The sequence below is a fragment of the Streptomyces sp. WMMB 322 genome (assembly GCF_900090145.1).
Taxonomy (GTDB): Bacteria; Actinomycetota; Actinomycetes; order Streptomycetales; family Streptomycetaceae; genus Streptomyces.
This window is the reverse complement of sequence record NZ_FMHI01000024.1, coordinates 59,461-80,292: the sequence shown is the minus strand read 5'-3', so window position 1 is coordinate 80,292 and position 20,832 is coordinate 59,461. Positions and strand designations below refer to the sequence as shown.

The window sequence follows — 20,832 nt, the reverse complement described above, 5'->3', positions numbered from 1 at the left end:
CCGTTCGCCACTAATCCACCCCCGAAAGGGCTTCATCGTTCGACTTGCATGTGTTAAGCACGCCGCCAGCGTTCGTCCTGAGCCAGGATCAAACTCTCCGTGAATGCATCAAAAACACCACGAAAGAGCGGCACAACCAGGAGGAATAATCCCGGCGTGCACAGCATCCTCGCTGTCAATCAAAGAAATCCCACGCCTCCACAAACAAAACCTGTGGAGACACGAGGGTATCAACATATCTGGCGTTGACTTTTGGCACGCTGTTGAGTTCTCAAAGAACGGACGCTTCCATCACAACCCTCACAGGCCGCTCCGGGCGCTTCCCTCTCGGTAAACCCGACACTATCAGATCCGAATTCCCGATCCGAACGGACCGGATTTCCATCCCTGAATCCCCTGCCGGGAGGGGCCGTCTTCCGACGCGGCCGCCACATTAGAGGAACTCCCCCAGCACCTCAAAATCGAGACGCCACACAACCCGCACCGAACTGATTTCCGCACACAGACGCACGAAAAACAGCCCCGCGAGAGGGGTTCACACCATCAGTGGTTGCCGTCGGACGGCGGGAGTGCCGCCGGTGGAGCCATTACGGCTGACCGGCAACTGTTGGAGCTTACACCACCTGCTGACGCGCCCCAAAACCGCTCCCGGCGTGCACACGCGCACATGAATCAGCGCTTGCCTGCGGCCAGTTCGCGACTGCGGTCCCGCGCAGCCTCGAGTGCGTCCAGGACGGCCGCGCGCACCCGGTGGTTCTCGAGTTCGCGGATGGCGTTGATGGTGGTTCCGGCCGGTGAAGTGACGTTCTCGCGCAGTGTCACGGGGTGGTCGCCGCTGTCGCGGAGCATCGCCGCGGCGCCGATGGCGGCCTGCACGATGAGGTCGTGGGCCTTGTCCCGCGGGAGCCCCAGCAGAATCCCGGCGTCCGTCATCGCCTCGACGAGGAAGTAGAAGTAGGCGGGCCCGGAGCCGGAGAGCGCGGTGGCCGCGTCCTGGTGGGCCTCCGGGACGCGCAAGGTCTTGCCGACGCCGTTGAAGATCTCCTCGGTGAGGGCGAGATGGGCCTCGGTGGCGTGGGTGCCGGCGGAAACCACCGACATCGCCTCGTCCACGAGCGCCGGGGTGTTGGTCATCACGCGGACGACGGGGGTGCCGGGCTGGAAACGCTCCTCGAAGAGCGTGGTGGGAAGTCCGGCGGCGCCGCTGATGACGAGGCGTTCGGCGGGGGTGTGCGGTGCCAGTTCGTCCAGCAGCGTGTTCATGTCCTGCGGCTTGACGGTGAGGATGAGGGTGTCCGCGCGCTTGGCGGCCTCGGTGTTGCTGACGGCCTCCACGCCGTGCCGCTCGCGCAGTTCCTGTGCCCGTTCGGGGCGTCGGGCGGTGACCAGGAGGTTGGACGGTGACCAGCCGCCCCTGAGCATCCCGGAGAGCAGGGCCTCACCGATCTTGCCGGTGCCGAGGACTGCGACTTTCTGGGTCATTGGCTGGTTCACCTCGTCCAGTGCGTACTCGTGCTCCTCTCATCCTCGCACCGGCGCGGGGGCCGCGGCGCAACCGTCCGGCTGGTGGATGCGCCGCGGCCGCGGGTCAGGGCGTGCGGCGCCGAAGGGTGGCCGCACCCACGCAGAGGACCAGGAGGGCGGAGCCCGCGACGATGACCGCGTCGCGTACGAAGTCGCCGGTGGGATCGGGGTGTTGGAGAACCTGGTTCATGCCGTCGACGGCGTACGACATGGGCAGGGCGTTCGAGATGTATTCGAGGACCGGCTGCATGCTGTCGCGCGGCGCGAAGAGGCCGCACAGGAGGATCTGCGGGAAGATGATCGCCGGCATGAACTGCACGACCTGGAACTCGGAGGCGGCGAAGGCGCTGACGAAGAGGCCCAGGGCGGTGCCCAGGATCGCGTCGAGCAGGGCGATCAGAAGCAGCATGGCCGGTGAGCCGGCGAAGTCGAGGTCGAGGAGCCACACGGCCGCTGCGGTGGCGAGGGACGCCTGGACGACGGCGAGTATTCCGAACGCGATCGCGTAGCCGGCGATCAGATCGCCCTTGCCGAGCGGCATCGACAGCAGCCGCTCCAGGGTTCCCGAGGTGCGCTCCCGGAGGGTGGCGATGGACGTCACCAGGAACATCGTCACCAGCGGGAAGATGCCGAGCAGGGATGCGCCGATGGAATCGAAGGCGCGCCGGTCGGCGTCGAAGACGTAGTAGAGGAGTACGAGCAGCAGGACGGGCACGAACAGCAGCAGGCCGATCGTGCGTGGGTCGTGGCCGAGCTGGCGCAGTACGCGCCGGGCTGTGGCGAGGGTCCGGGCCGGCTTCATGGCTGTTCTCCGCGGTTCGGGGCGGGTGGTTTCGGGGCAGCGGCGGGCGCTGGGGCGGTGCGGCGTGGGGTCAGCAGGCGGTGGTCTCGTGCCTGCGGGCCTCGTCCACCAGGTGCAGGAAGGCGCCTTCGACCGAGTCGGTGTGCGTACGGGCGCGGAGGGCGGCGGGGGAGTCGGCGGCCAGGAGCCGGCCGGAGCGCATGAGCAGCAGGTTCTGGCAGCGGTCCGCCTCGTCCATGACGTGGGAGGAGATGAGGAGCGTGGTGCCGCGCTCCGCGGCGAGGCGGTGGAAGAGGTTCCACAGGTCGCGGCGGAGCACGGGGTCGAGGCCGACCGTCGGCTCGTCGAGGACGAGCAGTTCGGGCGTGCCGAGCAGGGCGACGGCGAGCGAGACCCGGGAGTGCTGGCCGCCGGAGAGGTTCGAGGTGAGGGAGTCGGCGTGGGGGGAGAGGTCCACGTCGCCCAGTGCGCGGTCGACCGCGTCGGCGCGTTGGCGGCGCGGGATCCCGAGCACCGCCGCGTAGTAGTCGAGGTTCTGGCGTGCCGTCAGGTCTCCGTACACGGAGGGGTCCTGGGTGACGTAGCCGACGCGGGCCCGCAGGGGCGGCGAGCCGGCCGGGCGGCCGAGGACTTCCAGAGTGCCGGTGACCTTGGCCTGGGTGCCGACGAGGGCGCGCATGAGGGTGGACTTGCCGCAGCCGGACGGGCCGAGCAGGCCGGTGACGCTGCCCGCGGGGACGTCGAAGGTGAGGTCGTCGACGACCGTGCTGCCGCCCCGGACGACGCTGAGGCCGGCCGCCTTGATCGCCGGGTGTGCTGTTCCCTGCGTATGGCGTGCAGGGGGCCCCGGAGGACGTTTATTCATCATGCGATGAATTGTGTGACGCGTTCGTGGCACGCGTCAAGAGCCGATGACGACGGCTCCCGCACGCACGGATGACTCCGCGCGACGCGGCGGTGGGTTACAGCCATCCGTCCGTCGCTTTTCACGCAGAGTGGCCGTGCCGACTTGCAAACGCACACAGGCTGGTTGACACAATGAAGCCCCCTGTCAATGAGCGGTCGGGGTGGATCGAGGGAGGCTTGATGGCGGCGAGCAGACGCAGCGGCGTGCGGGCCTTCGTCACCGCCGTGGTTCTGACGCTCGCGGCCCTCCTCGGCGCGGAAAGCGTGTCCGCACAGGCCATGGGGCAGGGAATGCGTCCCGCCAACGCGGCTGCCGCGCAGGCGGGACTTCCGTACGAGCACTCCGGGACGGCCGAGGACGACTGCAAGCCGAGGCACGGGCCGCGCCGCTCCGCCGGATCCCAGGCGCTGACGAGGGCTCCCGGACGCGTGTGCGGTTGCGATGCCGGAGCGGCACGGGAAGAGATCCGGGCGGAGTCCATCACTGAGCGTGAGCGTGTGGCGCGTGGCCGGTCGGTCGACCGGACCGTGCTCCAACAGACCTTCCGCTGCTGATCGTTCCCGATTCCCGCTTCCCGCGTCCGCGTTTCCGCGCACGTCCGCGGGTCCGTCCCGCGCGGAACGGAGTCGACCGGCGGCCCGGTGCCCACCGCACGCTGCCTCCGCTCCGCTCCTGTCAGCGAGTCCGTTCAGCGAGTCCGTTCAGCGAATCCGTTCAGCGAATCCGTTCAGCGACCCGTCACGCCATGTCCCGCCGCGCATCGCGGCGCGGGCCAGGCTGGAGATGCCCCATGCCTATGAGAATCAAGGCCCGCTCGACCCTCCGGGCCGATGTCACCGCGTCCCTCGTCGTCTTTCTCGTCGCCCTTCCGTTGTGCGTCGGAATCGCCGTCGCATCCGGCGTGCCCGCCGAACTCGGCCTGGTGACCGGAATCGTGGGCGGCCTCGTCGCCGGAGTGCTGCCGGGCAGCAGCCTCCAGGTGAGCGGGCCCGCGGCCGGCCTGACCGTGCTCGTCTACGAAGCCGTGCAGTCGTACGGCCTCGGTGTGCTCGGTGTGCTGGTGCTGTGCGCCGGACTGCTTCAACTGCTCATGGGCGCGCTGCGCCTGGGCAGGTGGTTCCGGGCGATCTCCGTCGCCGTCGTGCAGGGCATGCTCGCCGGGATCGGCATGGTGCTCATCGCGGGTCAGGTGTACGCGCTGGCCGACGCGAAGGCGCCCGCCGGCGGCCCCGCGAAGATCATGGGCCTGCCGGGACTCGGGGGTGACCTGCTCGGCGGGAGCACGGCCCCCACCGCGGCCGTCGTCGGCACGGGGACGATCGCGGTGCTGATCCTCTGGCCCCGGTGGAAGCGCGCCGCGAAGGTCCTGCCCGCGCCGCTGGCCGCTGTGGGGCTCGCCACCGCAGCGACCGCCGCCTTCGAACTGCCGGTGGCGCGCGTACGGGTGCAGGGCGTGCTGGAGGCCGTACAGCCGCCCGGTGCACAGGACTTCGGGGAGCTGCTGTCCCTCGGCGTCGCCGGGACGGTGCTGGCGTTCACGCTCATCGCGTCGGCCGAGTCGCTGTTCAGCGCGGCGGCCGTGGACAGGCTGCACGACGGTCCGCGCACGGAGTACGACAAGGAGCTGATGGCGCAGGGCGCGGGCAACACGGTGTGCGGGGCGCTGGGCGCACTGCCGATGACGGCGGTCATCGTGCGCAGCTCCGCGAACGTCTCCGCCGGCGCGCGGACGAAGCTCTCACGGGTGCTGCACGGGGTGTGGCTGCTGCTCTTCGTGGCCGCGCTGCCGGGGGGGCTCGGGATGATTCCGGTGGCCGCGCTGGCGGGAGTGCTGGTGCACGCGGGCTGGAAGCTCATTCCCGTACGGCAGTTCGTGCCGCTGTGGCGGGAGCACCGTGCGGAGGCCGTGGTACTGGCGGTGACCGCGTTGACGATCGTGGGGACCAACCTGTTCGAGGGCGTGCTGGCCGGACTGCTGCTTGCGGTGGTGAAGACCGCCTGGGAGATCTCCCACGTACAGGTCGAGACGGAGGACCCGGGCGCGGACGAGGCTCTGCGCGTACGCGTGCTGGGCAACGCGACGTTCCTGAGGCTGCCCAAGCTGCTGGACCAGTTGGAGGCTCTGCCCCGGGACCGGACCGTCGAACTCAACCTGGCGGGACTGCGGCACGTCGACCACGCGTGCGGGACGGCACTGGCGGCGTGGCAGGAGGAGCACAACTCCCGTGCAGATTCCGCGCCTTCGCTCTCGGCAGCCGCTGCGGGCCCCTCGGGCCACGACGGCTCCGCGGGGGCGGGGCAGCACGGGTAGACGCGGTACGGGAGACGGCCACACGCGTGACCGCCGCCCCGTCGCCGGGCGTGGCAGGCGGCGCATGCCACGCACCGGCAGTACGACGGCCGGCGGTCATTCGACCTCGCGCATCATCTTCCGCTCCAGCGCGTCGACCGAACGCCTGGCCGCCGTCAGCTCCTCGATGCTGCGACGGTGCAACTCGACGTTGTCCTCGAGCAGTTCCGCGTACTTGCGGGCGAGTTCCTTGTACTGCTCCTCGCGCGCCGCGAGCATCCGGGCACGCCAGGTCGCGGCGATCTGCCACACGAGCACGATCAGCAGGACGAAGACGCCCCCGGTCCCGATGGCGGCCGCCCAGACTCCGGCTGGGTCGGTGGCGGCGAGGCCTGCCGTCTGCTCACTCACGTCGATGCCCTTCTCCGGCTCCTGGGGTCATGCACGCACTTGATGATGCGCACCGCGGACGGGCCGGGAAAGTCGCCACCGCGGAGATCGGGGGCGGTTCAGGGTTCTCCCCGAGGCCTCTCCGGGTGGAACGGTCCGCGGCAGAGCCGTGGCCGTACGGCGGACCCGTAGGGGGCCCGTAGACCCGTACGGCCACGGCGGGCGGGCTCGTCGCGCCGGGACGGGCGGACGGCCGTACGGCGACTCGGGCGGGACGGCTGTACGACCACGCGGAGGGAACCGCCGTACGACCACGTGAGCGGGCGGCCGTACGGCGGGTGTCAGCCTCCGAGCTGGCTCAGGTCGCGCACGGCGCCCTTGTCGGCGCTGGTGGCCATGGCCGCGTAGGCGCGCAGGGCGGTGGAGACCTTGCGGTCGCGGTCGCGGGGCGCGTAGCGGCCGTTCAACGCCTCGCGGCGCGCGGCGAGTTCCTCGTCCGGGACGTTCAGCCGGATGGTGCGGTTCGGGATGTCGATGACGATCTCGTCGTCGGTCTCGACGAGTGCGATCGTGCCGCCGCCGGCCGCCTCCGGCGAGACATGGCCGATGGACAGGCCCGAAGTGCCGCCCGAGAAGCGGCCGTCGGTGATGAGCGCGCACGCCTTGCCGAGTCCGCGTCCCTTGAGGAACGACGTCGGGTAGAGCATCTCCTGCATGCCGGGGCCGCCCTTGGGGCCCTCGTAGCGGATGACGACGACGTCGCCCTCCTTGACCTGCTTGGCGAGGATGGCCTCGACGGCCTGCTCCTGCGACTCGCACACCACGGCCGGCCCGCTGAAGGTGAGGATCGACTCGTCGACGCCCGCCGTCTTCACGACACAGCCGTTCTCGGCGAGGTTGCCGTGGAGGACGGCCAGGCCGCCCTCCGTGGAGTAGGCGTGCTCGATGTCGCGGATGCAGCCGCCCGCGGCGTCGGTGTCGAGGGAGTCCCAGCGCTCGGACTGCGAGAACGCCGAGGCGGAGCGGACACAGCCGGGCGCGGCGTGGAAGAGCTCCGTGGCCTTCGCCGAGGGCGACCCTCCGCGGATGTCCCAGCTCTTGAGCCAGTCGGCAAGCGACGGGGAGTGCACGCTGTGCACGTCCTCGTTGAGCAGGCCCGCGCGGTACAGCTCGCCGAGGATGGCCGGGATGCCTCCGGCGCGGTGCACGTCCTCCATGTAGTACGTGCCGTTCGGCGCGACCTTGGTCAGGCAGGGCAGCGAGCGGGAGAGCGCGTCGATGTCCGCCATGGTGAAGTCGAGCTCCGCCTCCTGGGCGGCGGCGAGCAGGTGCAGGATCGTGTTGGTGGAGCCGCCCATGGCGATGTCGAGCGCCATCGCGTTCTCGAAGGCGGCGCGGGAGCCGATGCTCCGGGGCAGCACGGTCTGGTCGTCCTGCTCGTAGTACCGCCGGGCCAGCTCGACCACCGTGGCACCGGCGTCCTCGTAGAGGGCCTTGCGGGCGGTGTGCGTGGCGAGGACGGAGCCGTTGCCGGGCAGGGAGAGGCCCATGGCCTCGGTGAGGCAGTTCATCGAGTTGGCGGTGAACATGCCGGAGCAGGAGCCGCAGGTGGGGCAGGCGCTGTCCTCGATGCGGCGCATGTCCTCGTCCGAGACGCTCTCGTTGGCGGACTCGGAGATGGCGCTGATCAGGTCGAGCTTGCGGACCGTGCCGTTGACGAGGGTCGCCGTGCCGGACTCCATGGGGCCGCCGGAGACGAAGACGGTCGGGATGTTGAGCCGCATCGCGGCGTTGAGCATCCCGGGCGTGATCTTGTCGCAGTTGGAGATGCAGATGAGGGCGTCGGCGCAGTGCGCCTCGGTCATGTACTCCACCGAGTCGGCGATCAGGTCGCGGGAGGGCAGCGAGTAGAGCATCCCGCTGTGGCCCATGGCGATGCCGTCGTCGACGGCGATCGTGTTGAACTCGCGCGGAATGCCGCCGGCGGCCTTGATCGCGTCGCTCACGATCCGGCCCACGGGCTGGAGGTGGGTGTGCCCGGGAACGAACTCCGTGAAGCTGTTGGAGACCGCGATGATCGGCTTGCCGAAGTCCTCGCGGGCTACGCCCGAGGCCTGCATGAGGGCTCGGGCACCCGCCATGTTGCGGCCGTGTGTGACGGTGCGGGACCTCAGCTCGGGCATCGTGCAACTCCCTCGTACGGCGCGTACGCCTTCCGGTGACGCGCGATGTCTCCGGTGCGCGCCGCCCGGCGCCTGCGTCGCCTCGTCTGCGGGGCGGCAGCTCGCACATTCGGTAGCGCCCGAGGATACGCCCACACGACCGGGATCCGGACCCCGGGATCACATGCTGAGACCTTCCGTCAGCGGGGCCGCCCGGGGCGCCGGCGCGACAGCTCCGGGTCTTCGGCGCCACAGCCCCGGGCCGGCACGTACGGCCCCGGCAGGCCTCAGCCGGTCAGATGCCGCTGCACGAAGGGCGCGAGCCGGGGGATCAGCTCCTCGGGCCGGACCGACGCGAGCGGCTCGACCTTGATCACGTACCGCAGCATGGCGGTGCCCACGAGCTGGGCGATCGCCAGCTCCACCCGCAGCGCCGCGTCCGGCTTGTCCAGTCCCCCGGCGACGCGCTCCAGCAGGTTGCGGGAGACGAGCCCACGGAAGATGGACGCGGCCGTCTCGTTGTTGACGGCGGAACGCATGATCGCCATCAGGGGATCGCGGGTGACCGCGTCCTCCCAGATCTTGAACACGTATCCGACGAGCCGCTCGCCCCACTCCTCACGGCTGCCCGACAGCAGCAGGTCGGGAATGCCCATGGCCGGGGCGAACGCACCCTGCACGGCCGCCGTGAAGACCTGCTCCTTGGTGCCGAAGTAGTGGTGCACGAGGGCGGAGTCCACGCCCGCGCGGCGCGCGATCGCCCGGATCGACGCCTTGTCGTAGCCGCGCTCCGCGAACTCCGTACGGGCTGCGCCGAGGATGCGGTCCCGGGTCGCCGGCTCTCCGGCCGCCTTCTCCGCGGACGCGGGACGGCCGCGTCTGCGCACCGGCCCGTCCGCGCTCACCGCTGCCCCTGCGGGGACGGGCCTCCTACGGCCGCCGAGGCCAGGTGGAGCCGCGTGTACGCGAGCGCCTCGGCCAGGTCGCTCTCCCGCTCGTCCGCGGACATCGCGCGCCGCGTGTTGACCTCGACGACGACGTGGCCGTCGAAGCCGCTCGCGCCGAGCCGCTCCAGGAGCTCCGCGCACGGCTGGTTGCCGCGTCCGGGGACCAGATGCTCGTCCTTGTTCGACCCGGTGCCGTCCGCGATGTGCACGTGACCGAGCCTGTCGCCCATGCGGTCGAGCATGGCGAGGGTCTCGGTGCGCGAGGTCGCCGTGTGCGAGAGGTCGATCGTGAAGTGCCGGTAGTCGTCCCGGGTGGGATCCCAGTCGGGCGCGTAGGCGAGCATCTCGCGGTCGCGGTAGCGCCACGGGAACATGTTCTCCACGGCGAAGCGCACGTCGGTCTCGCCCGCCATCCGCCACACGCCGCTGACGAAGTCGCGCGCGTAATTGCGCTGCCACCGGAAGGGCGGGTGCACGACGACCGTCGACGCGCCGAGCCGCTCCGCTGCCGACCGCGCACGCTGGAGTTTCACCCAGGGGTCCGTGGACCACACGCGCTGGGTGATCAGCAGACAGGGGGCGTGCACGGCGAGCACGGGAACGCCGTGGAAGTCGGAGAGGCGTCGCAGTGCCTCGATGTCCTGGCTCACCGGGTCCGTCCACACCATGACCTCGACTCCGTCGTAGCCGAGACGTGCGGCGATCTCGAAAGCCGTCGCCGTCGACTCCGGATAGACGGAGGCCGTCGACAGGGCGACCTTCACATCGGGGACGCGAGCAGGTTGGACCACAGCAGACAGCCTAAGGCTCCGCCCGGGTGCCCGGTCCGGGAGCGGGAGGCCGCTCCGCGACGGGCCGCCCATTGATCGTTCCGCTGGTCACGACGCTGCCGCGACGCCTTCTGAAGGCCGCGGCAGCGCGCGTACGGCGGCGGCTGCCGTGAGGGATCTCACGAGCTGCGCAGGTGGTCGAGGCGCCGCAGGATGACGCCCTCGCGCAGCGCCCAGGGGCAGATCTCGACCTCGTCGACGCGGAAGAGGTCCATCGCGGCCTCCGCGACCATGGCTGCGGCGAGGAGCTGATGAGCCCTGCCCGCCGACACCCCGGGCAGCTCCGACCGTTCGGCGGCGGTCATGGTGGCGAGGCGCGGCACCCACGCCTCCAGCGCAGCACGGCTCAACCGCCGTTCGACGTACGGGCCTTCGGAGCTGCGGGCCGCACCGGCGATGCGGGCGAGCTGCTTGAACGACTTGGAGGTGCCGACGGCGTGGTCCGGGGAGCTGAAGCGGGTGAACTCGCCGACGACGCGCGCGATTTCGGTCCGTACGTGACGGCGCAGCGCCCGCTGGCCGTCCGTGTCGGGCGGATCACCGGGCAGCCAGGCGCTGGTGAGTCTGCCGGCGCCCAGCGGCAGCGAGACGGCGGCATCCGGCTCCTCGTCCTGCCCGAAGGCGATCTCCAGGGAGCCCCCGCCGATGTCGAGGAGCAGCAACCGGCCCACCGACCAGCCGAACCAGCGGCGCGAGGCGAGGAAGGTGAGCCGGGCCTCGTCCTCGCCGGTGAGTACCTCCAGCTTGACGCCGGTCTCCTCGGCGACGCGTGCGAGGACGTGCTCCGCGTTGGCCGCCTCACGCACCGCGGAGGTGGCGAACGGGAGAAGATCCTCGACCCCCTGGTCCTCCGCGACCTGGAGCGCGTCGGCGACGGTGGCGGCGAGACGGTCGACGCCGTCGGAGTTGATCGCACCCTCCTCGTCGAGGAGTTCGGCGAGTCTGAGCTCTGCCTTGTGTGAATAGGCGGGAAGGGGCCGCGCGCCGGAGTGCGCGTCCACCACGAGCAGGTGGACCGTGTTCGAGCCCACGTCGAGGACACCGAGTCTCATACGGTCACGCTAGCCGTTTCGGGTGCCTCCGCGGCTACGCTGGGGCACGTGGGTAAGACGAAAGCGGCGAAGCGCCGGAAGCAGGGCGGACGGGCGAATCCTGGACAGCCGGGACAACAGGCCCAGGGAACTCAACAGGCGCAGGGCCCCCAGGAGGCACAGATCGCGCAGCAGCGGAACGGTGGCGGCGACCCGGCCGACGAGGAGCAACAGGGCCACGACGGCGCCGGCCCCAGGTCCGAGGAGACAGGCCTGGACTTCCCCCGGGCCTGGGTCGAGTTCCCCGACCCCGCAGACGACGAGCAGGTCTTCCGCTGCGACCTGACATGGCTCACCTCGCGCTGGCACTGCGTCTTCGGGCAGGGATGCCAGGGCATCAGGCCCGGCCGGGCGGACGACGGGTGCTGCACGCTGGGCGCGCACTTCTCCGACGAGGAGGACGAGGAGCGCGTGGCGGCGCACGTGGAGCGACTGACGCCGGAGACATGGCAGTTCCACGACGTGGGCACCGGCTCCGGCTGGGTGGAGAAGGACGAGAACGACGGGGAGCGGCAGACGCGCCGCTGGGAGGGCGCCTGCATCTTCCACAACCGGCCCGGATTCCCCGGCGGTCAGGGCTGCGCCCTGCACATGCTCGCGCTGCGCGAGGGCCGTGAGCCGCTGGAGACGAAACCGGACGTGTGCTGGCAGTTGCCCATCCGCAGGACCTTCGAATGGGTCGAGCAGGCCGACGGCGAGCAGGTGCTGGTCGTCTCCATCGGCGAGTACGACAGGCGGGGTTGGGGGCCGGGAGGGCACGACCTTCACTGGTGGTGCACCTCGGCGCCCTCTGCGCACGGGGCGGGCGAGCCCGTGTACGTCTCGTACAAACCGGAGTTGACCGAGCTGATGGGCGAGGCGGGCTACGAAACCCTCGCCGGGCTGTGCGAGCAGCGCCTCGGCGCCCAGGGCGACGGGGGTGCGGCCTCCGGCCCGGGCTCGCGGTTCGCGCCGCTTCCGCTGCTGGCCCCGCACCCGGCCGACCCGAAACCGGCGGATCCGAAACCTGCCGACCCGCCTCAGGGCTGACGAGGACGCCGGGCGGCCGGCTCCGCCGCGCCGTCCGGCCGGTGCCGGTGTCCGTGCGTGTACCGGTGCCTGTGCGTGTACTGGTGTCTGTGCGTGCACCGGCAACTGTGCGTGCACCGGTGACTGTGTGCGAACCGGTAACTGTGTGCGAACCGGCACGTGATGGCGGTGCCGTGTCAGTCCGGGGGCGAGCTCGGGTCCTCGGAGGACGGGGGATCCTCCGGCGGCGGCGTCGTCGGGTCCTCCGAGGGCGGCGGCGTCGTGGGCTCTTCGGACGACGGCGGCGGACTCGGGGGGTTCTGCGGCGGCGTGGGTGACGTGGACCCGGAGCCCCGTCCCTTGATCGTGACGAGAGCACCGGACGGTGCGACCCGGATGTGCGCGGCCCAGGCGCCCGCGGGCTCGCGGCTGCGCAGGACGCCGACCCGTACGGTGACGGTCTCACCGGGGCGCAGCACGCCGCTCGTACGGCTGAAGACCAGCCATGAGGCGTCACCGGACATCGACCAGCGCACGGGCGAACTCCCGCTCGCCGTCAGCCTGATGAGCGTCGCGCCCCCTGCGGGCCGGGCGTCGACCGACAGCCGTCCCGCACCCGCGGTGGCCCCGGACTTGTCCTTGCCGTGCTTGCCGTGGGCCTTCTTCTTGCCGGAGTCGTCCTTGCCGTCCCGCCCGCGGTCGTCGCGCCCGCGCACCCTGTCCTCCGCGGCGTTCTCGAACGGCTGCCCGCGCAGGGCCGCTTCGTCGTCGCGCTCGGAGGCCGAGACGGAGGAGCCGTCGGACTCGCCGGTCAACGGCGCACCCCGGTACGCGGCCCACAGCGCGAGCACCGGAGCGGCGATGACGGTGGCCACGACCGTCGTGGTCACGGCCCTGCTGCGCAGCTTGTCGCGGCGGGCCCCACGGTCCTTGATCTCCACCGGGAAGCCGGTTCTGTCGAAGCGGGGCATGTGCTTGTGACGTGCCCGCCGAACGGTGAGCACGGCCGCCTCCACAGCCGGACGCGGAGCCTCGAGCACGGCGAGCACCGCGGTGCCTGCGGGGGCCGTGCCCGGCCACGCGACGCCGGACATGGCACGCTCGGCGGCGCGGCGGCAGTGCGGGCACTCGTCGACGTGCTTGACGAGCTCGCGCCGGAAGGCGGGGCCGAGCAGCAGCTGGTCCTCACCTGCGAGGCCCGACACGGCGGGACAGCCACCGGACTTGACGACGGCGAGCGCGGCGCGGGTGCGCTCCACCTCGCAGGCCGCCTGTGAGAGCAGTGCGCTCGCGGCCTCGGCGCTGAGCGAGAGCACGGCGGCCACCTCGTGCGCCGGCAGGCCGTGGCGTACGGCCAGCTCCAGCGCCTCACGCTGCTCGGGCGTGGTGCCCGCGGCCTCCGGCCAGGCGAGGGCCGCGAGGTCCCGGCGGCGCTGCGTGCGGGCGGCCTCGGTGAGATGCGCGGCGGTGGCGGGGGCCGTGTCGCGGCCGCCCTCGCGGCTGTTCTGCTCGGCCAGCCGGCGCAGGCAGACCCAGCGGGCGAGCGCGTACAGCCACGGGCGGTGCAGGCTGCGGCGGGACGGCGCGCGGTCGCGCTCGTGCTGCCGGTCGGCGATCACGAGCGCTTCGCCGACGGCGCTGATGGCGGCGTCGTGTTCGCACATCACCGACAGGCAGTACGTGAACAGGCCGTCCAGATACGGCTCGTAGCGGACCAGCCCGCGCTCCGCCGGCTCGCCGCCCGGCACGGCGTCGGCCGGGACCGTCGCAACCGACGGCACCGCGGCGCCTGTTGACTGCCCGGCCGACCCCTCGGCCTCGGGCCATGCGACCGTGCCGACGGGAGCGCCCGCCGTGCGCACGGCACCGGGCGGGGGCGCCGGGCCGTCGGCGACGGCCGAAGTGGCCGCACCGGCCGTGCCGTTCGCGCCCGCCTTCGGGGACGCGCCGGCTCGGCTGAAGACCTTGGACGGACCGGAGCGCTGGTGCTGATTCGGCCGCAGCGCCGAATGCGCACGGTGTGCACCGGTGGTCTGCGTGGGGTGGTCGCGCCTGCTGCTCATCACCCGCAGACGGTAGGCGGGCGATGCGTCCGCTGCGGACCCAGTCGTCCAGGTTTAATCCTTACGGGTGACCATCTCCCACGAAAGGGGACGCGAGGCCTCACGAAGGGCTCAACTCCCCGTCCACGCACGGGTGACAAGGGGCATCACGGGAAGCGGTCGAAGACGCACACGCAGCGTGACGAGAGAGCGCGGAAGCCGGGACACGCGCCGGGACGCGCGCCGGCACGCACCGGGTCACGCACCGGGTGACGCACCGGGACGTCGTGGCACAGGAGCGGGCCGCAGGCGCACGTGACCCGGGCGGTGCCCGCGTTGTCAGCGCCCCCGTCTACGGTGACGAACATGGCTGCCCGCAAAACCTCCGCCAAGGACCGTCCCGCGTACCGCTGTTCGGAATGCGGCTGGCAGACGGCCAAGTGGCTCGGCCGCTGCCCCGAGTGTCACGCGTGGGGCACCGTCGACGAAGTGGGCGGCGCCCCCGCTGTACGCACGACCGCCGCCGGCCGGGTGTCCGCCTCCGCGCTGCCCATCGGCCAGGTCGACAGCACGCAGGTCGCCGCGCGCGGCACCGGCGTCCCGGAGCTGGACCGGGTGCTCGGCGGAGGTCTGGTCCCCGGGGCGGTGGTCCTGGTCGCGGGCGAGCCCGGCGTGGGCAAGTCGACGCTGCTGCTCGACGTGGCGGCCAAGGCGTCCGACGAGTCGCATCGCACGCTCTATGTCACGGGCGAGGAGTCGTCGGGCCAGGTGCGGCTGCGGGCCGACCGCATCGGGGCGATCGGCGACCACCTGTACCTCGCGGCGGAGACGGACCTCTCCGCCGTCCTCGCGCACCTGGACGAGGTGAAGCCCAGCCTGCTGATCATGGACTCCGTGCAGACCGTCGCGTCGCCCGAGATCGACGGCGCCGCGGGCGGAGTGGCCCAGGTGCGAGAGGTGGCCGCCGCCCTGATCCGCGCCTCGAAGGACCGCGGGATGTCCACGCTTCTCGTCGGCCATGTCACCAAGGACGGGTCGATCGCGGGGCCCCGCCTCCTGGAACATCTCGTCGACGTCGTACTGCACTTCGAGGGCGACCGCCACGCGCGGCTGCGCCTGGTTCGCGGCGTGAAGAACCGGTACGGGACGACCGACGAGGTCGGCTGCTTCGAGCTGCACGACGAGGGCATCACCGGCCTCGCCGACCCGTCGGGGCTCTTCCTCACCCGGCGCGCCGAGCCGGTGCCCGGCACCTGCCTGACGGTGACCCTGGAAGGCCGCCGTCCTCTCGTCGCGGAGGTGCAGGCGCTGACGGTGGACAGCCAGATCCCCTCTCCGCGGCGCACGACGTCGGGCCTGGAGACCTCCCGCGTCTCGATGATGCTCGCGGTGCTGGAGCAGCGGGGAAGGATCAGCGCGCTCGGCAAGCGGGACATCTACAGCGCGACGGTCGGCGGCGTGAAGCTCTCCGAACCGGCCGCCGACCTGGCCGTAGCTCTCGCGCTGGCGAGCGCGGCCGGCGACACTCCGCTCCCGAAGAACCTCGTCGCCGTCGGCGAGGTCGGTCTCGCCGGTGAAGTGCGCCGGGTCACGGGCGTGCAGCGCAGACTGGCCGAGGCCGCCCGCCTGGGCTTCACACACGCCCTCGTCCCTGTCGACCCCGGCAGGATTCCCGACGGCATGCGGGTGCGCGAGGTCGCGGACATCGGTGAGGCGCTGGCCGTGCTGCCCGCCCGCTCCAGGGCGTCCGGCACGCTCCGGCCGGGTCCGGCGACGCCAGCGCAGTAGGGTGCGGCGCGCGCCGCCGGTAGACTTTGCCCCGGTCCCGCCCGTACGCACGAACGACCGAAGGAGTGCCGTGGCAGCCAATGACCGGGCAGCAGCTCCCGGCAGGACCGGTGGGGGAGGCTCCGGCGCCGAGGGCCTGATGCGCGCCACACTGAGCGCGGTGGCGCCCGGTACAGCCCTGCGTGACGGCCTTGAGCGGGTCCTGCGAGGCAACACCGGCGGACTCATCCTCCTCGGCATGGACAAGAACGTCGAACCGCTGTGCACCGGCGGCTTCATCCTCGATGTGGACTTCACCGCGACGCGCCTGCGCGAGCTGTGCAAGCTGGACGGCGCGCTGATCATCGACCGGGACGTCACCAAGATCGTGCGGGCCGGAGTGCAGCTCGTACCGGACGCCTCGATCCCGACGGAGGAGACGGGCACCCGGCACCGCACCGCGCAACGGATCTCCATCCAGACGGGATACCCGGTCGTCTCGGTCAGCCAGTCGATGCGGCTGATCGCGCTGTACGTGGACGGGCAGCGGCGCGTGCTGGAGGACTCGGCGGCGATTCTCTCCCGCGCCAACCAGGCCCTCGCCACCCTGGAGCGCTACAAGCTGCGGCTCGACGAGGTCGCGGGCACGCTGTCCGCCCTCGAGATCGAGGACCTGGTGACGGTGCGCGACGTCTCCGCCGTCGCCCAGCGGCTGGAGATGGTGCGCCGCATCGCCACGGAAATCGCGGAGTACGTGGTGGAGTTGGGCACGGACGGGCGGCTTCTCTCCCTCCAGCTCGACGAGTTGATCGCGGGAGTCGAGCCGGAGCGCGAGCTGGTGGCCCGCGACTACGTGCCGGAACCCAGCGGGCGCCGCTCCCGCACGGTCGGCGAGGCCCTCGGCGAACTGGACAGGCTCACGCACTCCGAACTGCTCGAACTGCCCACGGTGGCACGGGCACTGGGCTACAGCGGTGCCCCCGAGACGCTGGACTCCGCCGTCTCACCCCGCGGATTCCGGCTGCTGGCGAAGGTGCCGAGGCTGCCGGGGACGGTCATCGAGCGCCTCGTCGAACACTTCGGCGGTCTGCAGAAGCTGCTCGCGGCGAGCGTGGACGACCTCCAGACCGTCGACGGGGTCGGGGAGGCGCGGGCCCGTTCGGTGCGCGAAGGCCTCTCCAGGCTCGCGGAGTCCAGCATTCTGGAGCGGTACGTCTGAGCGCTGCGCGGCCAGAGATTCACCGGCCCGCGAGGCCCGGCACGCACGGCACTGTGCGGCTGCCGACGACTGATGCGTCCGCCCGGCGCGTGGGTTCGTCCGTCCCTGGGAGCGTGGACGCCCGCGCGCAGCCGCCGGGCGATCTGCGCCTGTCACCGGGCCGCCGTTCACGGGCGGTTCCCTATTTCAGTTCGAAGGAGGCGTCTAGCTTCTTCAGGCCCTTGACGTCGACCTCGATCTCGTAGTCGCCGGGCTTCACCGAATCACTCGACGGCGTACCGCAGTTGACGGCGCTGGGCTCCCGGTACCACACGAAGGTGTGGATGGCGGTCCCGCTTCCCGGGACCTGGTAGAGCGCCGGCTTCTCGTCGCGCACACAGTCGTCGGAGGCCCAGATCTTCTTGCCGCCCGCGCTCTTCACGGTGACGACCGACTCCTTGCGTCCCAGGTCGATCTTGCAGGCGGTGCCCCGCTTGTTCTTCACCGTCAGCTCGAACTCCGGCTTCTCCCCCGGCTCGTACTCCTTGTGCACGCTGCGCAGGGTCACCGTGACGCCGGAACCGCAGGCCGGGAGCTCGGACCCGGCCGGTACGGCAGTGCCGCCGCCGGAGTCGCCCGAGCCACCGCCGCTTGCTGAACCGGAGCCGGAACCGCCGCCCGCGCTGTCACCGCCGCCGGACGCGGAGGAGCCGCTGCCGCCGGGCCGCCAGCCCGAGCCGTCGTCCGGTCCCCCGTCGTCCGCGCCGCCGGATCCGCCGTCCCCGCCCGAGGAGCCGCCCTGGGAGCCGGCACCCTCGTCCGACTCGTCGCGCCCGCCGGGGCGTTCGGTGATCGCGGGACCGGAATCCGTCGGCCCGGGTGTGATGGTGCTGGCGGGCGGCTTGCCGTCGTCGCCCTTGCCCTCGTTGCCGCTGTCACCGCCGCCGAGGCCGAGCGCCCAGACCGTCAGCAGAACCAGCAGCGCGAGAATGGCAAGGGCAACTGCCCTTCTGCGCCAGTAAATGGAGGAAGGGAGGGGGCCGATCGGATTACGCAGTGATCCCACGCGGAAACCTTACGAGACGACGCGTGCCCCGAAGCCCGGTACCCGGCGCACGATGCGGCAACTTTTATGACGAACGCGCGGACCCTGCGTCTCTGAATTGCGAAGGCGCTGCGCACACACCGCTCGCGCAGCGAACTGACGGGCGGTCAGCAGCAGTCAGCACATGTCGTGCCGGTTCCGGAACGGAATGCACGTGGGCACGTGGGCACGTGGGCCCGCCGGCGGGGCGTTGTTCGCGAGCTGCCTCGCGATCTCACCCGCTGCGCGGCCCACTTCGCGCGCTCCGGCCCCAACTCCCGGCTCCGGAGGGACGATGGCGCGCACCGGGGCCCGTCGTCCGGACCGTCGCAGCACCGTCGCAGATCAGCGCGCGGCGCCGGATGCGCTGGAGGCCCGAGGCACGAGATCGTCCACGTACGGGCCCATGCCGAAGGCCCTGCGGTTACCCAAAGGCCCTGGGGCTCCCCATGCCGAAGGCCAGGGGACTGACGGATGCCGACAACGCAGCAGGGCTTCCCCCCTTGGCATGCGGCCCCGGGACGCCCCATGCAGTCGTCGCGAGGGCCCGCGCAGATCCGCATGTCCGGATCCTGGGTCTCACGACTCGGATGACCACTCCCGTCGCCTGTGCGTCGCGTTTCCCGGGCGGCTGCCCCCCGTGTCAGGATCGGTCCTGCCATGACTGCGACCACCGAGACCGCTCCGCCCGAGCCCGAGCCCGGAGCCGAGTCGGCCGAGACCACCGGCTCCTTCGAACAGACCGCCCGCGCCCTCCACTCCCCCGTCGTCGACTGGTTCGACGCGAACGCCCGAGACCTGCCCTGGCGCCGCCCCGAAGCGGGTGCGTGGGGGGTCATGGTCAGCGAGTTCATGCTGCAGCAGACGCCCGTGAACCGGGTGCTGCCGGTGTACGAGCAGTGGCTCAGCCGCTGGCCGCGACCCGCCGACCTCGCCGCCGAACCCCCGGGCGAAGCCGTACGTGCCTGGGGCCGGCTCGGCTATCCACGGCGCGCACTGCGCCTGCACGGCGCCGCGGCCGCCATAGCTGAACGGCACGGTGGCGACGTACCGCGCGAACACGCACAGCTCCTCGCGCTGCCCGGCGTCGGCGAGTACACCGCCGCTGCCGTGGCCTCCTTCGCGTACGGGCAGCGGCACGCGGTCCTGGACACCAACGTCCGCCGCGTCTTCGCCCGTTCGGTCAGCGGCCGGCAGTACCCGCCGAACGCGACCACCGCCGCCGAACGCAAGCTCGCCCGCGCGCTGCTCCCCGAGGACGAGGCGACGGCGGCACGCTGGGCAGCGGCGACGATGGAACTCGGGGCGCTGGTGTGCACCGCACGCGCCCCCTCCTGCTCGCAGTGCCCGATCAGACATCTCTGCGCGTGGCAGCTGGCGGGCGCGCCCGAACACGTGGACCCGCCGCGTCGCACGCAGACCTACGCCGGGACGGACCGGCAGGTGCGCGGGAAACTGCTGGCCGTGCTGCGCGAAGCGGTGACGCCCGTTCCGCAGGCCACCCTGGACCGCGTGTGGAACGACTCCGTCCAGCGGGCACGGGCCCTGGACGGGCTGGTGGCCGACGGTCTCGTCGAGCCGCTGCCGGGCGGCGTCTACCGGCTGCCGCTCACCTGACCACGACGACCTCGACGGCGCCGCCGATGTCCCGGGCTCGGCGGCGCCGTCGGCTGTCCGGTCCCCGGTTCCCTGCTATCGCTCCTGGCCGTCGCCCTCGGCGTCCTCGACGTCCTCGACGCAGCCGCTCCAGGGCTTGCTCATGTCGAGCTCGTCCTGCTCCCACTGCTGAGTGAGCGAGTACCAGTTTCCGGAGGGGTCACGGAAGAGCGCTTCGATGCCGTACGGGCGCTCCTGCGGCTCCTGGACGAACTCGACGCCCTTCGCCTTCAGCTCCGCGTACGTCGCGCGGCAGTCGTCAGTGGCGAAGACGCCCGCTCCCAGCGCTCCCTTGTGCACCAGCGTCTCCACCGCCTTCTGCGACTCGGGGTCCAGGCCGGGCCCGTCCGGGCGCATCAGCGTGAGCTGGACGTCGGGCTGGCCGGGCGGGCTGACGGTGACCCAGCGCATGTCGCCCATGTGCAGGTCCGTACGTTCGGTGAAGCCGAGGGTCTCGACGAAGAACTTCTTGTCCCGTTCCTGGTCGGTGGTCCAGACGGTGACGATGGCCAGGCTCTTGATCACGGCGTGCTCCGGATGGTTGCGGTGGACGGGAAACCAGCCGCGGGAGCGCTGCTCCCGGCTGCCCGTTCACCGTCTCAGAGGGGTCTGTCCAGCGCTTCTTCGTTGTTGCGCTCCTCGGGCCGGTGCTCCGCGGGCCCGCCCTGGCCGGGCTCCTGCCCCGGGCGCGGGCGCTCCTTGAAGCCGCCCGTGAAGAGCATCGCGTAGCAGCCCGGGATCATCGCCGCCGCCCGGCGTCCGTGCTGCCTGCGGTAGTCGCTCGGGCTGGTGCCGGTCTGCTGCTTGAAGCGCGCGGAGAAGGTGCCGAGGCTGGTGAAGCCCACCGCCATGCAGATCTCCGTCACGGACAGGTTCGCCGAGCGCAGCAGCTCCTCCGCCCGCTCGATGCGGCGGCGGCTGAGGTACTGGCCCGGCGACTCTCCGTAGGTGGCCTTGAACGCCCGGACGAAGTGATAGCGCGAGTAACCGGCGCGGGCCGCGACGGCGTCCAGGTCGAGGCCCGGATCGGACCACTCTCGGTCCATGGCGTCCTTGGCGATGCGCATGGCGCGCAGCCGCGCCATGCCCGGCGTGTTCATGCGTTCAGGCTGTCACACGGGACTGACAGTGCCC

At 71.6% G+C, this 20,832-nt stretch carries 18 protein-coding genes and 1 rRNA gene; 6 read left to right on the top strand and 13 right to left on the bottom strand.

From position 1 onward, the window contains the following. From H180DRAFT_RS27585 to H180DRAFT_RS27570, 4 genes are all read right to left on the bottom strand, one after another. Positions 1-104 (bottom strand): 16S ribosomal RNA (locus H180DRAFT_RS27585); the annotation flags it as partial. 568 nt (positions 105-672) lie between these two features. Next, a complete protein-coding gene (proC, locus tag H180DRAFT_RS27580) occupies positions 673-1,482 on the bottom strand; it encodes a pyrroline-5-carboxylate reductase (protein WP_055488874.1) in 810 nt (269 codons plus the stop codon). 106 nt (positions 1,483-1,588) lie between these two features. Continuing rightward, the gene (locus tag H180DRAFT_RS27575) at positions 1,589-2,326 is read right to left on the bottom strand and encodes an ABC transporter permease (protein ID WP_055488873.1); all 738 of its coding nucleotides are present in this window, start codon (positions 2,324-2,326) and stop codon (positions 1,589-1,591) included. A gap of 70 nt (positions 2,327-2,396) precedes the next feature. Continuing rightward, positions 2,397-3,194 (bottom strand): ABC transporter ATP-binding protein, encoded by a 798-nt coding sequence (locus H180DRAFT_RS27570; protein ID WP_055488872.1) that lies wholly within the window; start codon positions 3,192-3,194, stop codon positions 2,397-2,399. 218 nt (positions 3,195-3,412) lie between these two features. On the opposite strand from H180DRAFT_RS27570, the gene H180DRAFT_RS27565 reads away from it, so the two are divergent. Beyond that, entirely contained in the window at positions 3,413-3,787 is a 375-nt protein-coding gene (locus H180DRAFT_RS27565; RefSeq protein WP_055488871.1) for a hypothetical protein, read from the top strand. A 236-nt stretch (positions 3,788-4,023) separates the two neighbouring features. Then, entirely contained in the window at positions 4,024-5,544 is a 1,521-nt protein-coding gene (locus H180DRAFT_RS27560; protein WP_055488870.1) for a SulP family inorganic anion transporter, read from the top strand. 96 nt (positions 5,545-5,640) lie between these two features. Here H180DRAFT_RS27560 and H180DRAFT_RS27555 read toward each other — a convergent pair whose 3' ends face one another. From H180DRAFT_RS27555 to H180DRAFT_RS27535, 5 genes are all read right to left on the bottom strand, one after another. Continuing rightward, complete coding sequence (locus H180DRAFT_RS27555) at positions 5,641-5,934, bottom strand: hypothetical protein (RefSeq protein WP_055488869.1); 294 nt, start codon at positions 5,932-5,934, stop codon at positions 5,641-5,643. 320 nt (positions 5,935-6,254) lie between these two features. Next, entirely contained in the window at positions 6,255-8,096 is a 1,842-nt protein-coding gene (gene ilvD / locus H180DRAFT_RS27550; protein WP_055488868.1) for a dihydroxy-acid dehydratase, read from the bottom strand. A gap of 266 nt (positions 8,097-8,362) precedes the next feature. Beyond that, positions 8,363-8,980 (bottom strand): TetR/AcrR family transcriptional regulator, encoded by a 618-nt coding sequence (locus tag H180DRAFT_RS27545; RefSeq protein ID WP_055488867.1) that lies wholly within the window; start codon positions 8,978-8,980, stop codon positions 8,363-8,365. Continuing rightward, a complete protein-coding gene (locus H180DRAFT_RS27540) occupies positions 8,977-9,813 on the bottom strand; it encodes a sugar phosphate isomerase/epimerase family protein (protein ID WP_055488866.1) in 837 nt (278 codons plus the stop codon). The genes H180DRAFT_RS27545 and H180DRAFT_RS27540 overlap by 4 nt, the downstream gene beginning before the upstream one ends. A 158-nt stretch (positions 9,814-9,971) precedes the next feature. Continuing rightward, on the bottom strand, positions 9,972-10,904 hold the full coding sequence (locus H180DRAFT_RS27535; RefSeq protein ID WP_055488865.1) for a Ppx/GppA family phosphatase: 933 nt from the start codon (positions 10,902-10,904) through the stop codon (positions 9,972-9,974). Positions 10,905-11,066: 162 nt separating this feature from the next. Here H180DRAFT_RS27535 and H180DRAFT_RS27530 point away from each other — a divergent pair, with 162 nt between their 5' ends. Continuing rightward, positions 11,067-11,972 carry a DUF3109 family protein gene (locus H180DRAFT_RS27530; RefSeq protein ID WP_055488886.1) on the top strand — a complete coding sequence of 302 codons (906 nt, stop codon included), beginning with the start codon at positions 11,067-11,069 and terminating at the stop codon, positions 11,970-11,972. A gap of 176 nt (positions 11,973-12,148) precedes the next feature. Here the strand turns inward: H180DRAFT_RS27530 and H180DRAFT_RS27525 are convergent, their stop codons facing one another. Further along, positions 12,149-14,014: a hypothetical protein gene (locus H180DRAFT_RS27525; RefSeq protein WP_254666211.1), complete on the bottom strand. Its 1,866-nt coding sequence runs from the start codon at positions 14,012-14,014 to the stop codon at positions 12,149-12,151. A 345-nt stretch (positions 14,015-14,359) separates the two neighbouring features. Between H180DRAFT_RS27525 and radA the strand changes: the two genes are divergently transcribed. Together radA and disA are read left to right on the top strand one after the other, a co-directional pair. Beyond that, positions 14,360-15,781 carry a DNA repair protein RadA gene (gene radA, locus H180DRAFT_RS27515; RefSeq protein ID WP_055488863.1) on the top strand — a complete coding sequence of 474 codons (1,422 nt, stop codon included), beginning with the start codon at positions 14,360-14,362 and terminating at the stop codon, positions 15,779-15,781. Positions 15,782-15,851: 70 nt separating this feature from the next. Continuing rightward, complete coding sequence (disA, locus tag H180DRAFT_RS27510; protein ID WP_055488862.1) at positions 15,852-16,979, top strand: DNA integrity scanning diadenylate cyclase DisA; 1,128 nt, start codon at positions 15,852-15,854, stop codon at positions 16,977-16,979. Positions 16,980-17,160: 181 nt separating this feature from the next. On the opposite strand, the gene H180DRAFT_RS27505 is transcribed toward disA, so the two are convergent. Then, positions 17,161-18,024, bottom strand: a complete 864-nt coding sequence (locus H180DRAFT_RS27505) for a hypothetical protein (RefSeq protein ID WP_055488861.1) — start codon at positions 18,022-18,024, stop codon at positions 17,161-17,163. A 678-nt stretch (positions 18,025-18,702) separates the two neighbouring features. On the opposite strand from H180DRAFT_RS27505, the gene H180DRAFT_RS27500 reads away from it, so the two are divergent. Continuing rightward, positions 18,703-19,659, top strand: a complete 957-nt coding sequence (locus H180DRAFT_RS27500; protein ID WP_055488860.1) for an HhH-GPD family protein — start codon at positions 18,703-18,705, stop codon at positions 19,657-19,659. Positions 19,660-19,734: 75 nt separating this feature from the next. On the opposite strand, the gene H180DRAFT_RS27495 is transcribed toward H180DRAFT_RS27500, so the two are convergent. After that, complete coding sequence (locus H180DRAFT_RS27495) at positions 19,735-20,223, bottom strand: VOC family protein (RefSeq protein ID WP_055488859.1); 489 nt, start codon at positions 20,221-20,223, stop codon at positions 19,735-19,737. Between the two features lie 74 nt (positions 20,224-20,297). Next, positions 20,298-20,798: a helix-turn-helix transcriptional regulator gene (locus tag H180DRAFT_RS27490; protein WP_254666210.1), complete on the bottom strand. Its 501-nt coding sequence runs from the start codon at positions 20,796-20,798 to the stop codon at positions 20,298-20,300. Positions 20,799-20,832 lie beyond the last annotated feature (34 nt).

Bases quoted from the DNA above. Each gene is read 5' to 3' on its own strand.
- H180DRAFT_RS27490 (WP_254666210.1), bottom strand. From the start codon at position 20,798: ATGAACACGCCGGGCATGGCGCGGCTGCGCGCCATGCGCATCGCCAAG.
- H180DRAFT_RS27535 (WP_055488865.1), bottom strand. From the start codon at position 10,904: ATGAGACTCGGTGTCCTCGACGTGGGCTCGAACACGGTCCACCTGCTC.
- radA (WP_055488863.1), top strand. From the start codon at position 14,360: ATGGCTGCCCGCAAAACCTCCGCCAAGGACCGTCCCGCGTACCGCTGT.
- ilvD (WP_055488868.1), bottom strand. From the start codon at position 8,096: ATGCCCGAGCTGAGGTCCCGCACCGTCACACACGGCCGCAACATGGCG.
- H180DRAFT_RS27570 (WP_055488872.1), bottom strand. From the start codon at position 3,194: ATGATGAATAAACGTCCTCCGGGGCCCCCTGCACGCCATACGCAGGGA.
- proC (WP_055488874.1), bottom strand. From the start codon at position 1,482: ATGACCCAGAAAGTCGCAGTCCTCGGCACCGGCAAGATCGGTGAGGCC.
- H180DRAFT_RS27560 (WP_055488870.1), top strand. From the start codon at position 4,024: ATGCCTATGAGAATCAAGGCCCGCTCGACCCTCCGGGCCGATGTCACC.
- H180DRAFT_RS27575 (WP_055488873.1), bottom strand. From the start codon at position 2,326: ATGAAGCCGGCCCGGACCCTCGCCACAGCCCGGCGCGTACTGCGCCAG.
- H180DRAFT_RS27500 (WP_055488860.1), top strand. From the start codon at position 18,703: ATGACTGCGACCACCGAGACCGCTCCGCCCGAGCCCGAGCCCGGAGCC.
- H180DRAFT_RS27565 (WP_055488871.1), top strand. From the start codon at position 3,413: ATGGCGGCGAGCAGACGCAGCGGCGTGCGGGCCTTCGTCACCGCCGTG.
- H180DRAFT_RS27525 (WP_254666211.1), bottom strand. From the start codon at position 14,014: ATGAGCAGCAGGCGCGACCACCCCACGCAGACCACCGGTGCACACCGT.